General features: G+C 71.8%; 10 protein-coding genes. 4 read left to right on the top strand and 6 right to left on the bottom strand.

Annotated features, from left to right (window positions below):
• The first annotated feature begins 78 nt into the window (after positions 1-78).
• Positions 79-630: a DinB family protein gene (locus tag ABT070_RS06180; RefSeq protein WP_351755372.1), complete on the top strand. Its 552-nt coding sequence runs from the start codon at positions 79-81 to the stop codon at positions 628-630.
• A gap of 19 nt (positions 631-649) precedes the next feature.
• Here ABT070_RS06180 and ABT070_RS06175 read toward each other — a convergent pair whose 3' ends face one another.
• From ABT070_RS06175 to ABT070_RS06150, 6 genes are all read right to left on the bottom strand, one after another.
• Positions 650-2,098: an alpha-amylase family protein gene (locus ABT070_RS06175; RefSeq protein WP_351755370.1), complete on the bottom strand. Its 1,449-nt coding sequence runs from the start codon at positions 2,096-2,098 to the stop codon at positions 650-652.
• Complete coding sequence (locus ABT070_RS06170) at positions 2,095-4,818, bottom strand: MGH1-like glycoside hydrolase domain-containing protein (protein ID WP_351755367.1); 2,724 nt, start codon at positions 4,816-4,818, stop codon at positions 2,095-2,097. The genes ABT070_RS06175 and ABT070_RS06170 overlap by 4 nt, the downstream gene beginning before the upstream one ends.
• A gap of 130 nt (positions 4,819-4,948) precedes the next feature.
• A complete protein-coding gene (locus ABT070_RS06165; protein WP_351755984.1) occupies positions 4,949-5,911 on the bottom strand; it encodes an ABC transporter substrate-binding protein in 963 nt (320 codons plus the stop codon).
• A gap of 49 nt (positions 5,912-5,960) precedes the next feature.
• The gene (locus ABT070_RS06160; protein ID WP_351755364.1) at positions 5,961-6,650 is read right to left on the bottom strand and encodes an ABC transporter permease; all 690 of its coding nucleotides are present in this window, start codon (positions 6,648-6,650) and stop codon (positions 5,961-5,963) included.
• Positions 6,647-7,312 carry an ABC transporter permease gene (locus ABT070_RS06155; protein ID WP_351755361.1) on the bottom strand — a complete coding sequence of 222 codons (666 nt, stop codon included), beginning with the start codon at positions 7,310-7,312 and terminating at the stop codon, positions 6,647-6,649. Before ABT070_RS06155 ends, ABT070_RS06160 begins: the two co-directional genes overlap by 4 nt.
• On the bottom strand, positions 7,309-8,574 hold the full coding sequence (locus tag ABT070_RS06150) for an ABC transporter ATP-binding protein (RefSeq protein ID WP_351755358.1): 1,266 nt from the start codon (positions 8,572-8,574) through the stop codon (positions 7,309-7,311). The genes ABT070_RS06155 and ABT070_RS06150 overlap by 4 nt, the downstream gene beginning before the upstream one ends.
• Positions 8,575-8,710: 136 nt before the next feature.
• On the opposite strand from ABT070_RS06150, the gene ABT070_RS06145 reads away from it, so the two are divergent.
• From ABT070_RS06145 to ABT070_RS06135, 3 genes are read left to right on the top strand one after another with little or no spacing between them, the layout of a single operon-like run.
• Positions 8,711-9,712 carry an ornithine cyclodeaminase family protein gene (locus ABT070_RS06145; protein WP_351755356.1) on the top strand — a complete coding sequence of 334 codons (1,002 nt, stop codon included), beginning with the start codon at positions 8,711-8,713 and terminating at the stop codon, positions 9,710-9,712.
• On the top strand, positions 9,709-11,379 hold the full coding sequence (locus ABT070_RS06140; protein WP_351755353.1) for an HAL/PAL/TAL family ammonia-lyase: 1,671 nt from the start codon (positions 9,709-9,711) through the stop codon (positions 11,377-11,379). Before ABT070_RS06145 ends, ABT070_RS06140 begins: the two co-directional genes overlap by 4 nt.
• Positions 11,376-12,278: an amidohydrolase family protein gene (locus ABT070_RS06135; protein ID WP_351755350.1), complete on the top strand. Its 903-nt coding sequence runs from the start codon at positions 11,376-11,378 to the stop codon at positions 12,276-12,278. The genes ABT070_RS06140 and ABT070_RS06135 overlap by 4 nt, the downstream gene beginning before the upstream one ends.
• Positions 12,279-12,554 lie beyond the last annotated feature (276 nt).

Below are 12,554 nucleotides of genomic sequence, written 5' to 3'. Positions count from 1 at the left end.
CTTTAGGTCAGGATCTGACCTCTATCGCTCCTAACGTGGTACTCGTTCGCGGAACAGCACTCACGGAAGAAGGCGACCATGAGCAAGCCCACCCCCCTCGGCGAGACCACCGCAGCCCCCGTCGGCGGCGAGCGCTTCGATCTGCTGGAGTCGCTCGCCAAGCAGCGGCACTTCCTGCGCTTCACCACCCGCGACCTCACGGACGAGCAGGCCGGTCTGCGGACCACCACGAGCGCACTCTGTCTCGGCGGCCTGATCAAGCACGTCACCTCGGTCGAACGGGGTTGGGCGGCGTTCATCCTGGAGGGCCCCTCCTCGATGCCCGACTTCACCAGCATGACCGAGGAGGACTTCGCCAAGCGGGCCGACGAGTTCCGGATGCTGCCCGGCGAGACGCTGGCGGGGGTGCTGAAGGAGTACGACGAGGTGGCGCGGCGTACCGACGAACTGGTCGTGTCCCTGCCCGATCTGAACGCGGATCACCCGCTGCCGCCGGCGCCGTGGAACGAGCCGGGCGTACGCTGGTCGGCCCGTCGCGTCCTGCTGCACATCGTCGCGGAGACCGCCCAGCACGCGGGTCACGCCGACATCATCCGGGAGTCCCTGGACGGCGCGAAGAGCATGGGCTGAGGTCCCTCGCCAAGGGCCGTCACCGGACCTCGAGGACATGGGTCTGCCAGGCCTCCAGGGCCACGAACAGGCCGGGGTCGGTCAGTTCGCCGCCGTCACGGTCGTACGACTGTGAGGTGAGCAGGTCGGTCAGGCGGTGCTCGGGCCCGGGCAGGTCGTCCCAGGGCAGGGGCAGCCGTGCCTGGGCCGGGCGGTCGGAGTGGTTGACGACGACCAGGTGGCGTACGTCCGCGTGCGTCCAGGTCCAGGCGAGCAGGTTGCGGTGGGTGTCGTTGTCCGGCCAGCCGGTCGGGGCGAGCGGCCGCCATTCGCCCCGGCGGACGGCGGCCGCGGCCGTCAGCAGCCGGTGGTGGAAGGCGCGCAGCGGCTCGTCGACCGGTTCCTGCGGTCTGCGCGCGAGGAACACCGGCGGGCGGACCCGGCGCCCCTCGAACTGGCCCTCGTGCCAGAGCGTCGCGCCGGGCAGGGTGGCGACGGCGACGGCTGCCGCCCGCCCCCGCGCGCCGGGCAGTCCGGCGGCGGCCCGCGGCTCGTCGTGGTTCTCGAGGAACCGGACGAGGCCTCGCTGGTAGGTGAGGTCTGCCCGCAGATGGGCGCGGACGGAGTCGGCGTCCTCGTGCAGGAGCCGGTCGTGCAGCCGCTTGTCGTAGCAGTGGTCGAAACCCTGCTGCTGGAGGGCCCCTTCGAGGTCCCAGTACGCCTCCGCGACGAAGAGGAGGTCCGGGTGGCGCTCGCGGACGCGCGGGAGGACGTGCGGCCAGAAGTCCTCGGCGGGCGGCGGGCCGGCCCGGTCGCCCCACGTCTTCGCGAAGACGTCGTTCATCAGCAGCATCGCCATGTCGCAGCGCACGCCGTCCGCCTGGTCGCCGATGGACACCAGCGTGGCCACGGTCGCCGCGCGCAGGGCGTCGCCGAAGGCGTTCAGCTGCACGACGTCGGGCCAGGGCGGGAAGAACGGGTCGCGTCCCCGGGCGAGGACGCGACCACCGGACTCGATGAAGTCGCCCGGGCTCCGGGACAGGTCGTCCGCGGTGCCCTGGATCAGCCGGTCGGGGTGCCCGGTGACCCAGGGGTGGTCGGGGGCGACGTGGTTGGGGACGAAGTCCAGGATCAACCGCAGTCCCCGGGCGGCCAGTTGCCCCCGGGCCTCGGCCAGTCCCCGCGGTCCGCCGAAGGAGGCGTCGACGACGTAGTCCCGTACGCAGTAGGGGGATCCGGCGATGTCCGCCTCGGTGACGTCGGGCAGGGCGGCGCGGAACGACGTCCGCAGGGACTCGTCGCGCAGCGCGATCCGCAGTCCGGCGGGGCTGCGCTCCCAGACGCCCATCAGCCAGACGGTGTCGATGCCGGGCAGGGCGATCTCGTCCCAGGCTTCGCCGGGCACGTCCCCCAGCGTGACCAGGCGCCCGTACCGTCCGCTCAACTCGCCGAGCCAGACGGCCGTGTTGATCTCGTAGAGCACCGTCATGACAGGGGCTCCTCGCGGTCGCCGTCGCTCTTCGGCCGCAGCGACTCCCGGCCGCCGCGGTGCCATTCCTCGGCGGTGAGGGTGTGGAACAGCGATGTGGTGGCCGCCACCAGGCCGGTCCAGCCGGTCTGGTGGGAGGCGCCGAGGCCCGCGCCGTTGTCGCCGTGGAAGTACTCGTAGAACAGGATCAGGTCCTTCCAGTGCGGGTCCTTGGCGAACTGGGGCCGCGCGCCGTGCACCGGGCGGTGCCCCTCGGCGTCCCGCAGGAAGGTGGAGGTGAGCCGGTCGGAGAGTTCACGGGCGACCTCGTACAGGTTCATCAGCCGTCCGGAGCCGGTGGGGCACTCCACCGTGAAGGCCGCGCCGTGGTAGCCGTGCAGGTTCAGCAGCGCGCGGATCAGGAGCAGGTTGATCGGGAACCACACCGGCCCGCGCCAGTTGGAGTTGCCGCCGAACATCCCCGAGTCGGACTCGGCCGGCAGATAGCCGACGCCGTAGGTCTCGCCGTGCACCTCGAAGGTGTACGGGTGCTCGGCGTGATGGCGCGAGAGGGAGCGGATGCCGTGCGGGCCGAGGAACTCGTCCTCGTCGAGCATCCGGGCCAGGACGCGGCGCAGCCGGTCCTCGCCGAACAGGGCGAACAGGTACCGGCCCTCGGCGCTCGGATCCGCGCTGACGTGTTGGGAGACGAAGGCCTCGACGGCCGGGTGCCGCTCGATGAACTCCCTTGCCCCTTGGACGAGTTCGGGGAAACGCTGGTCCGCGCGGCCGCCGATCACGCTGGTCGCCGCCAGCGGGATCAGGCCGACCAGGGAGCGCACCCTGAGCGGGGTCGCGCTGCCGTCGGGCAGCCGCAGGACGTCGTAGAAGAAGCCGTCCTCCTCGTCCCAGAGGCTGGCGTTGTCCTTGCCGACGCGGTTCATGGCGACGGCGATCCACGCGAAGTGCTCGAAGAGCGACTGCGCCTGCTCCACGTACACCGGGTTGTCCACGGCCAGTTCGATGGCGATGTCCAGGAGGTTCTGGCAGTACAGCGCCATCCAGGCGGTGCCGTCGGCCTGGTCGAGGTGGCCGCCGGTGGGCAGCGGGGCGCTGCGGTCGAAGACGCCGATGTTGTCGAGGCCGAGGAAGCCGCCCTGGAAGACGTTGTTGCCGTCGACGTCCTTGCGGTTGAGCCACCAGGTGAAGTTCTTCATCAGCTTCTGGAAGGCGTTCTCCAGGAAGGCGCGGTCGGCGCGTCCGGTGCGGTGCTTCTCCAGTTCGTAGACGAAGAGGGTGGCCCAGGCGTGCACGGGCGGGTTGACGTCGCCGAAGTTCCATTCGTATGCGGGGATCTGGCCGTTGGGGTGCAGGTAGAGGCGGTGCAGCAGCAGTTCCAGCTGGCCCTTGGCGAAGCCGATGTCGACCATGGCCAGGGCGAGGGTGTGGAAGGCGAGGTCCCAGGCCGCGAACCACGGGTACTCCCACGTGTCCGGCATCGACATGACCTCGTCGTTGACCATGTGGTACCAGGCGCTGTTGCGGATCCGGGGGTCGGCGGCCAGCGGGTCGACCCCGTGTTCGGCGAGCCAGCGCTGGACGTCCAGGTAGTAGTACTGCTTGCTCCACAGCATGCCGGCCAGCGCCTGGCGGACCAGGTGCCTCTCGTCCTCGCCCATGCCGTCGGGGGTGATGTCCTCGTAGAAGGCGTCGGCCTCGGCCCGGCGTGACTCCAGGGTCGAGTCGAAGTCCCGCCAGGGGTCGGCGAGTTCGGCGGCGGTGAGGCGCAGTCTGAGGGTCGTGCTGCCGCCGCCGGGGACGGTGCGCATCCGGTGGACGGCCGCCTTGGTGCCGGTACGGGCGGGGTCGACGGCGCCGGTCTCGCCGTGCACGACGTAGCGGCCGATGCCGTCCTTGACGTAGGGGGTGGTGTTCGGGCTCCCGAAGATCCGCTCGTTGTCGGTCTCGTTTCCGGTGAACAGGAGCTCTGCCGCGCCGTCGTGGTACAGCCACCGGGGGCCGAGCTCCTCGTGGTCGGCGCGGATGCCGCCGTCCGCCGCGCGCAGGGCGGGCACGGCCGTGCCGCCGGCCCAGGACCAGGTGTGCCGGAACCACAGCGTCGGCAGCAGATGGAGGACCGCCTCGTCGGGGCCCCGGTTGTGCGCCGTGATCTCGACCAGCAGATCCTCCGGCCCGGCCTTCGCGTACTCGACGAACACGTCGAAGTAGCGGTTCTCGTCGAAGACACCGGTGTCGAGCAGCTCGTACTCGAAGTCGTCGCGCCCCCGGGCCCGGTTGGTGTCGACGAGGTCGGCGTAGGGGAACTCGCCCTGCGGGTACTTGTAGAGGTACTTCATGTACGAGTGCGTGGGCGTGTTGTCGAGGTGGAAGTAGTACTCCTTGACGTCCTCGCCGTGGTTGCCCTCGGTGTTGGTGAGCCCGAACATCCGCTCCTTGAGGATCGGGTCGCGGCCGTTCCACAGCGCCAGGGCGAAGCACAGCCGCTGTCCGTCGTCGCTGACACCGGCGATGCCGTCCTCGCCCCAGCGGTAGGCGCGGCTGCGCGCCTGGTCGTGGGTGAAGTACGACCAGGCGTCGCCGTCGGTGCTGTAGTCCTCCCGGACCGTGCCCCACTGCCGCTCGCTCAGGTACGGCCCCCAGCGCCGCCAGGGCGCCACGCCCTCGTCGGCCTCCGCCAGCCGCCGCCGCTCGGCGTCCGCCGCGCCGTCGCCGTCCGTCATCGCCCGTCCTCCTCGCCGCCGCCCGCCACCTGGCTCCACCCTCGGGCGTCCGGGGGCGGGCCGCAATGACAGGGGCGTGGGCACGGGCACGACTTGGGCCGAACGACTGACGCGCGGCGGGGCCGAACAGTCAGCTCGCCAGGCCGGCCTTCGTCAGCCACTCCTTCGCGACCGTGGCGGCGTCCTCCTTGTCGTTGACGAGCTTCTTCATCATCTCCACCAGGTCCTCGGTGGTGAGCTTGGCGGAGACGCCGTTGAGCGCCGCCTTGGCCGTGTCGTCGACGGCGGACTTGTAGACCAGCGGCGTGATGTTCTGCGAGGAGAAGAGGTTCTTCGGGTCCTCCAGCACCACCAGCTTGTCCTCGACGATGGCCGGGTCCGTGGTGTAGATGTTCGCGGCCTGCACCTTGTCGGACTTCAGCAGCTTCAGCAGGGTGCTCTGGGCGCCCGCGTCGAGCGGCTGGAACTTCCCGAACTCGACGCCGTAAACCTTCTTCAGACCGACCCAGCCCTGGGTGCGGGTCTTGAACTCCGAACCGGCGCCGATCGTCCAGTCCCCGGCGACCGGTTCGAGGTCGGCGAGGGTCTTGAGGTGGTACTCGGCGGCGGTCTCGGCGGTGACCGTGACCGAGTCCTTGTCCTGCGCGGCGGCCGAGTCGAGTATCTCCACCGAGGACGGGAGCTTCTTCTTCAGCTCGGCGTTGATGTCCTCCGTGCCCGTCGCGGTGCTGGTCTTGTCGACCGCCGTCGCCAGCAGGGCGCCGTTGTACTCGGGGAAGACGGTGATGCCTCCCTTGACCACCTGGTCGTAGTAGACCTCCCGGGCCCCGATGTCGAACTTGCGCGTCACCTTAAGGCCCTTGGCCTCCAGCGCCTCGGCGTAGATCTCGGCCAGCAGCTGGTTCTCGGGGAAGTTCGCCGAGCCGACGACGAGGGCCTTGCCGTCGCCGCTGCCGGCACTGCTGCCGCCGCCGGTCAGCGGGTTGCTGTCGCTGTCGTCGCCGCTGCCGCAGGCGGTCAGCGCGAGCGCGGCGACCAGGCCGAACGCGGCGCCCCTGGACACGCCTCTGGACATGCGTCGCACGGTGTTCATGGTGGTCACGGGTGGTTCCTTTCTCGGGCCCCGAACAGATCGGGAGAATTCAGGACTTCGACGCCGAGACCCGCAGGCCCGGCGAGACGAGGACGCGCCGCAGCGCGGTGAACGCGATCTGGACGACGAGCGCCAGCGCGACGACGACGGTGGAGCCGCCGACCACCAGCTGGTAGTCGTTGCGGGAGAGCCCGTCGACGATGAAGCGGCCGAGGCCGCCGAGACCGGGATAGGCCGCGACGGTCGCGGTGGCCACGACCTGGATCGCGGCGATCCGGAGCCCGAGGAGGATCAGCGGGAGCGCCATGGGCACCTCCACCCGCACCAGGACCTCCCATTCGGTCATGCCCACCCCTCGGGCCGCGTCCCGGGTGGCGGGATCCACGCCCCGGACCCCCTCGAAGGTGTTGATGAGGATCGGCGGGACCGCGAGCGCGACCAGGGCGATCAGCACCGGCGTGGTGCTCAGTCCGGCGATCGTGACGACGAGGACCACCAGGCCGAACGTGGGGATGGCCCGGGCGAGGTTGACCACGCCGGCCACCGCGAACGCGCCCCGGCCGGTGTGCCCGACGAGCAGCCCCAGGGCCAGCCCGATCAGCGCGGCGAACAGCAGCGACAGACCGCTGTAGGTGAGGTGTTCGACGAGCCGCCGGGGAATTCCCTCGTCGCCGTGCCACTGCTTCGAGGAGGCCAGCCAGTCCCCCACGAGCCGGACCTGGTTCAGGAGATCGTTCATGACGACGTCACCTTGCTCCGGGACCAGGGGGTGAGCAGCCGTTGCGCGAGGACCAGGAGCGCGTCGGTCGCGAGGGCGAGCAGCATGATCAGCACGATCGCGGTGACGATCGGGGTCGGGAAGTCGAGCTGGAGGCCACGGGTGATGTAGTAGCCGAGTCCGCCCTGTCCGATCAGCTGCCCCACGGCGACGAGGCTGATGGACGAGACGGCGGCGACGCGTACGCCGGCGATGACGACGGGCACGGCGATCGGCAGTTCGACCTGGACGACGCGGCGTACCGGGCCGAAGCCCAGCGCGGTGGCCGCCTGCCGGACCGGGTCGGGAACCGAGGCGAGGCCGTCCACGACATTGGGCACCAGCACCGACAGCGTGTAGAGGGTCAGCGGGATCAGCACCGTGCGCTCGGTCAGCCCCGTATACCTGACGAAGATCATGAACAGGGCCAGGGACGGTATGGAGTACAGGATGTTGGCCACGGTCAGCACCGGCGGGTACAGCCACCGCCAGCGATGGCACGCGATCCCGAGCGGCACGGAGACGATCAGCCCGAACAGCACCGGCAGGAGGCCGAGCCGCAGATGGGCGCCGGTGTAGTCGGCCAGCTCGCCCGCATGGTCGCCGATCCAGTCCCACCGGATCAGCGGCTCGCCGCCACTCATCGCTCACCACCGCCCACGCCGTCGGCACCGCCCGCTGTGCCCACGTCCGCCCGGCCCACGTCCGCCTGGTCCGGGACCGCCTTGTGCACAACCGCCTTGTGCACAACCGCCGGGTCCGGGACCACCTGCTCCGGGACCGTCCGACGGGCCGGCACCGCCGCCGTCGCCGTCGCTTCCGCCGCGGCCGTCACCGCGGACAGCTCGTAGGCGTCCGCCACCCCGATGACCGCGCCGTCCGCGTCCACGCCCACGGCGAGCCGGGAGGGCGACAGCAGCGCCGCGTCGAGGGCGGCCCGGGCCGAGTCGCCGACCAGGCTGAACGTGTGGCCGAGGGGCGTCAACGGCGCGTCGGCGAGCGTGCCGCTCTCCGGCAGGCCGGCGACCGCCGTCCAGCCGAGCGGGCGCCGGGCGCCGTCGACGACCAGCACCCAGGGCTCGTCGGCGGCCCGGGCGAGGGCCACCGCGGAGGTCGCCGGCAGCACCGGCCCGGCGCGCAGCGGCACCTCGGCCGCCTTGACGAAGGACAGCCGCCGGATGCCCCGGTCCTGCCCCACGAAGCCGGCCACGAACTCGTCGACGGGCCGGGCCAGCAGCCGTTCGGGGGTGTCGAACTGCGCGAGCCTGCCGCCGGTGCGGAACACCGCGATGTGGTCGCCGAGCCTGATCGCCTCGTCGATGTCGTGGGTGACGAACACGATCGTCTTGTGGAGTTCCTTCTGGAGCCGGAGGAACTCGCCCTGGAGCTCCGCGCGCACGATCGGGTCGACGGCGCTGAACGGCTCGTCCATCAGCAGCACCGGAGGGTCGGCGCCCAGCGCCCTGGCCACCCCGACGCGCTGCTGCTGTCCGCCGGAGAGCTGGTTCGGGTACCGCTTGGCCATCTCGGGCGGCAGCCCCACCAGTTCCAGCAGCTCCGCCGCCCGCGCCCGCGCCTTCTTCCGGCTCCAGCCGAGGAGCAGCGGGACGGTGGCTATGTTGTCGAGGACGGTGCGGTGCGGGAACAGTCCCGCGTGCTGGATCACGTACCCGATGCCTCGGCGCAGTTCGGGGGCGTGGACCTCCCGGATGTCCCGGCCGCGCAGGCTCACCGTCCCGGCGGTCGGCTCGACCATGCGGTTGATCATGCGCAGGGTCGTGGTCTTGCCGCACCCGGAAGGGCCGACCAGAACCGTGATGCCGCCCTCGGCGAGTTCCAGGGACAGCTCGTCCACGGCCGTGGTGCCGTTCGGATAGTTTTTGCTCACCGCGTCGAACTTGATCAAGACTGCCCCTCACCCGACTGCATATGGTCATGCAGAGTTACCGGTGACTGAATGGCAGTCAATGCCCGACTGTAAACGGCGCGTTACGTTCGTACGAAATCAACAAACCCCCAGCTCCGAGGCAGGTACACAACTCATGGAACCGGTCTTGTTCACGTTCCTGAACGGTGCGGACATCGAGCGGCTCGAGCTGACCGACACCGAGATACTCGACGCCGTCGAGGACGGACTGCGCGCCCAGGGTCTGGGCGAGACGGTGATCGAGCCACGTGTGCATCTCATGCCCGATCCCGCCTTCCACGGTCACTTCAATGTTCTCCGCGGCTATGTCGCCCCGCTGTCGCTGGCCGGGGTCAAGATCGTGGGCGACTACGTGGACAACTACCGGCAGGGGCTCCCCTCCGAGATGGCCATGCTCAACCTCTTCGACCCGCGGACCGGCATGCCGGTGGCCGTGCTCGACGCCACCGCGATCACCGAGATGCGCACCGGCGCCCTCACCGCACTGGGGGCACGCCACCTGGCCCGTCCGGACTCGACGGTGCTCGGGCACATAGGCGCCCGCGCCACGTCGTACTGGAACGTCCGGCTGCTCGACCGGATCTTCGACCTCACCGAGATACGCGTCCACTCGCGCCGCCCCGAGAGCCGGCGGGCCTTCGCCGAGCGGCTGGAGCGGGACCTCGGCAAGCCGGTCGTCGTGACGGAGGACTGGCGCAGCTGTGTGGAGGGCGCGGACATCGTCGTCGAGGCGTCCCGCCTGGAACGGCCGGAACCGCTGCTGAGGACCGAGTGGATCGCCCCCGGCGCGCTGGTCGTGCCCTACGGCACGAACAGTGCCGTCGAGCTCACGCTCACGGACATCATGGACAAGATCGTCGTCGACGACTGGGGACAGGCACACGCCGGACCGTTCGGCGCGCTGCGTGCGCACGTCGACTCCGGCAGGCTGAACGAGGCCAATCTGCATGGCGAGTTGGGCGAGATCGTGGCCGGCCGCAAGCCCGGCCGCGAGAGCGCGGACGAGACGAACCTGTTCTGGCACCGCGGCCTCTCGCTCTCCGACATCGCGCTGGGCGCGGCTCTGCTCAGGAAGGCCGAAGAGCGCGGCCTCGGCCAGGAACTGCGGTTCTCGTGACCGGCGTCGCGGTCACCGAGGTCCTCGTCGACGGGCGGACACTGTCGTACGACGATGTCGTCGCCGTCGCCCGCCACGGGGCCCGGGTGGTCCTCGCGGACGAGGTGCTCCCCCGGCTGACGGGCGACCGGGCCGTCGTGGACGACGTCGTCGACCGCCAGGTGCCGACGTACGGCCTGACCACGGGCCTCGGCTCCCGCTCCTCGTACGCCCTGCCGCGCGAAGAGCTCGAGCTCTTCAGTGTCCGTACGGTCCGGGGACGGGCCGACGCGGTCGGTGAACCGCTTCCGGCGCCCGTCGTGCGCGCGGCCGTCCTCGCCCGCGTGAACGGCATCGCGGGCGGCGGCAGCGGGGTACGCCCCGAGATCCCGCGGCTGCTGGTGGACATGCTCAACGCGCGGGTGCATCCCGTGGTCCCCGAGGTGGGGTCGATCGGCGCCTCCGACCTGTGTCAGATGGCCCATGTCGGCCTGGTCGCCATCGGCGAGGGCGCCGCCGAGTTCGCCGGCGAGGTGCTCGACGGCGGCACGGCGCTGCGCCGGGCCGGTCTCGCCCCGGCGGTGCTGGGCCCCAGGGACGGGCATGTGCTGTGCAGCGCGAGCCCGCTGGCCGCCGGGACGGGCGCCCTCGCCCTGCACGAGGCGGCCGCCCTCCTCACGCTCGCCCAGGCCGTCACGGCGCTCACCTACGAGGGGTTCCGGGCCAACACCAGCCCGCTCGACGCCCGGGTGCTGGGCCTGCGCCCCGCCCCCGGTCAGTCCCGCGCGGCGGCCGGCCTGCGCGCCCTGCTGGCCGGCGGCGAGCTGGTCGATCCGCGCAACGCGCGCCGGGTGCAGGACCCCGTCAGCCTGCGCTGCGCGGCCCAGGTGCACGGGGCGCTGTACACCGCGCTGGACTTCGCCGACGCCGCGCTGCGGCCGGAGCTGAACGGCTGCGGCGACAACCCTGTGGTGCTGGCCGGCAGCGGCGAGATCGTCTCGTCCGGCAACTTCCACACCCCGGCCCTGGCCCTCGCCTTCGACACCCTCGCGCTGGCGCTGACGCAGACCGCGTCGGTGTCGGCGGAGCGCATGCGTCGCCTGCTGGACCCGGCCGTGAGCGGACTGCCCGCGAACCTCTCGCCGTACGGCCCGGAGCGCTCGGGCTTCGCACCGCTGACCAAGACCGCGCAGGCCCTCGTCGCCGAGATCCGCATGCTGTCCGTACCGGTGAGCACCGACCCCCGGCACGGCGCGGATGCCGTCGAGGACGACTCGACCAACGCGGCGCTCGGGGCACGGCGGCTGACCACGATCCTGGGCCTGCTGCGGCACCTGCTCGCCGTGGAGGCCGTGGTCGCGGCGCAGGCGGTTGATCTGGCGGCGCCGTCGGCGCTCGGGCGGGGCCCGGCGCTCCTGCACCACGCGATCCGCGCGATCGTGCCGCGCCTGGACGACGACCGGCCCTGCGGGGTGGACGTGGAGGCGGTGAGCCGCGCCGTCCTGGGCCGTGAGGACCTGCGGGGCTCACTGCACACCTGGGTGACGGAGGCGGCGGCCGCGGAAGCACCGGCACCACCAGCACCGGCACCGGCACCGGCACCGGCACCGGCACCGGCACCGGCACCAACACCAACACCATCGGCATCGGCATCGGCATCGGCATCGGCATCGGCAGGAGCGTCATGACGGCCGTCGACGTCCACCAGCATCTGTGGACCCCGTCCCTGGTGGCCGCGCTGCGGTCGCGCCGCGAACCGCCCTGCCTGGACGGCTGGACGCTCCACCTGGACGGTGAACCGCCCTACGAGGTCCCGCCCGCCGACCACGACGTGGCCAGGCGCACGGAGATCGCCGCCGCCGACGGACTCGGCCGGGCGCTCGTGTCGCTGTCCGCCCCGATCGGGGTGGAATGGCTGCCCCCGGCCGAGGCGCGCCCTCTGCTCGACGCCTACCACCGGGGTGCGGCCGCCCTCCCCGAGCCCTTCGGCGCGTGGGCCGCGGCCTGTGTGCGGGACATCGACGCGCGGCTGTTGGCAGAGAACCTCGACCAGGGCTTCGTCGGACTCCAGCTGCCGGCGAACGCCCTTGCCGACGCGGCCGGTTACACGCGCTGCGCCCCGCTGCTCGATCTGCTCGAGGAACGCGGTCTGCCGCTGTTCGTCCACCCGGGGCCGGCCGCGCCCGGGGGGTCCGAGGTGCCGGGCTGGTGGCCCGCGATGGTCCCCTACGTCCAGCAGATGCACTCCGCCTGGTTCGCTTTCCGGGCCTTCGGCCGGCCGCGCCATCCGCGGCTGCGGGTGTGTTTCGCGCTGCTGGCGGGGCTCGCGCCGCTGCACGGCGAACGGCTCGCCGCGCGCGGCGGAGGGCGGGAGGAGGCCGACCCGGGCGTCTTCGTCGAGACGTCCTCGTACGGCCCCGGCGCCGTCGGCGCGATCGTCCGTGCCCTGGGCGCGAGTGCCGTGGTGCTGGGCACCGACCGTCCGTACGCGGAGCCGCCGGAGCAACCCGGCTTCGGCCTGGGCGAGGCGACGGCACACGCCTTCCGCGTCACCAATCCGCGACGCCTGCTCACCGGAAGGCGCTGACCGACCGACCACGGCCCCGCCCGGTCCCGACGGGCCTGCTCACCGGTTGGCGATGACCGGCCGACGTCGCCCCGGCCCGGTCCCGACGGGCCTGCTCACCGGAAGGCGCTGACCGACCGACGCCGACCCCGCCCGGTCCCCGACAGGTCTGCGCACCGGATAGCGACGACCGGCCGACCGCGGCCCCGCTCCTTGTCCAACGGCCTGCGCGCCGAGGGGTGCCGGCCGCGGTCGTCCGGGACCCCGCTCGAGCCCTCGCCGCCGGCTTCCCCGGCC

The sequence above is a fragment of the Streptomyces sp. NPDC002884 genome, assembly GCF_040295245.1.
Taxonomy (GTDB): domain Bacteria; phylum Actinomycetota; class Actinomycetes; order Streptomycetales; family Streptomycetaceae; genus Streptomyces.
The sequence above is the reverse complement of the archived record's forward strand: the minus strand, read 5'-3'. Positions and strand labels throughout refer to the sequence as shown.

What these genes read in the sequence shown, in the direction of transcription:
- ABT070_RS06165 (WP_351755984.1), bottom strand. Translation starts at nt 5,911, where the DNA reads ATGAACACCGTGCGACGCATGTCCAGAGGCGTGTCCAGGGGCGCCGCG.
- ABT070_RS06135 (WP_351755350.1), top strand. Translation starts at nt 11,376, where the DNA reads ATGACGGCCGTCGACGTCCACCAGCATCTGTGGACCCCGTCCCTGGTG.
- ABT070_RS06170 (WP_351755367.1), bottom strand. Translation starts at nt 4,818, where the DNA reads ATGACGGACGGCGACGGCGCGGCGGACGCCGAGCGGCGGCGGCTGGCG.
- ABT070_RS06175 (WP_351755370.1), bottom strand. Translation starts at nt 2,098, where the DNA reads ATGACGGTGCTCTACGAGATCAACACGGCCGTCTGGCTCGGCGAGTTG.
- ABT070_RS06155 (WP_351755361.1), bottom strand. Translation starts at nt 7,312, where the DNA reads ATGAGTGGCGGCGAGCCGCTGATCCGGTGGGACTGGATCGGCGACCAT.
- ABT070_RS06145 (WP_351755356.1), top strand. Translation starts at nt 8,711, where the DNA reads ATGGAACCGGTCTTGTTCACGTTCCTGAACGGTGCGGACATCGAGCGG.
- ABT070_RS06180 (WP_351755372.1), top strand. Translation starts at nt 79, where the DNA reads ATGAGCAAGCCCACCCCCCTCGGCGAGACCACCGCAGCCCCCGTCGGC.
- ABT070_RS06160 (WP_351755364.1), bottom strand. Translation starts at nt 6,650, where the DNA reads ATGAACGATCTCCTGAACCAGGTCCGGCTCGTGGGGGACTGGCTGGCC.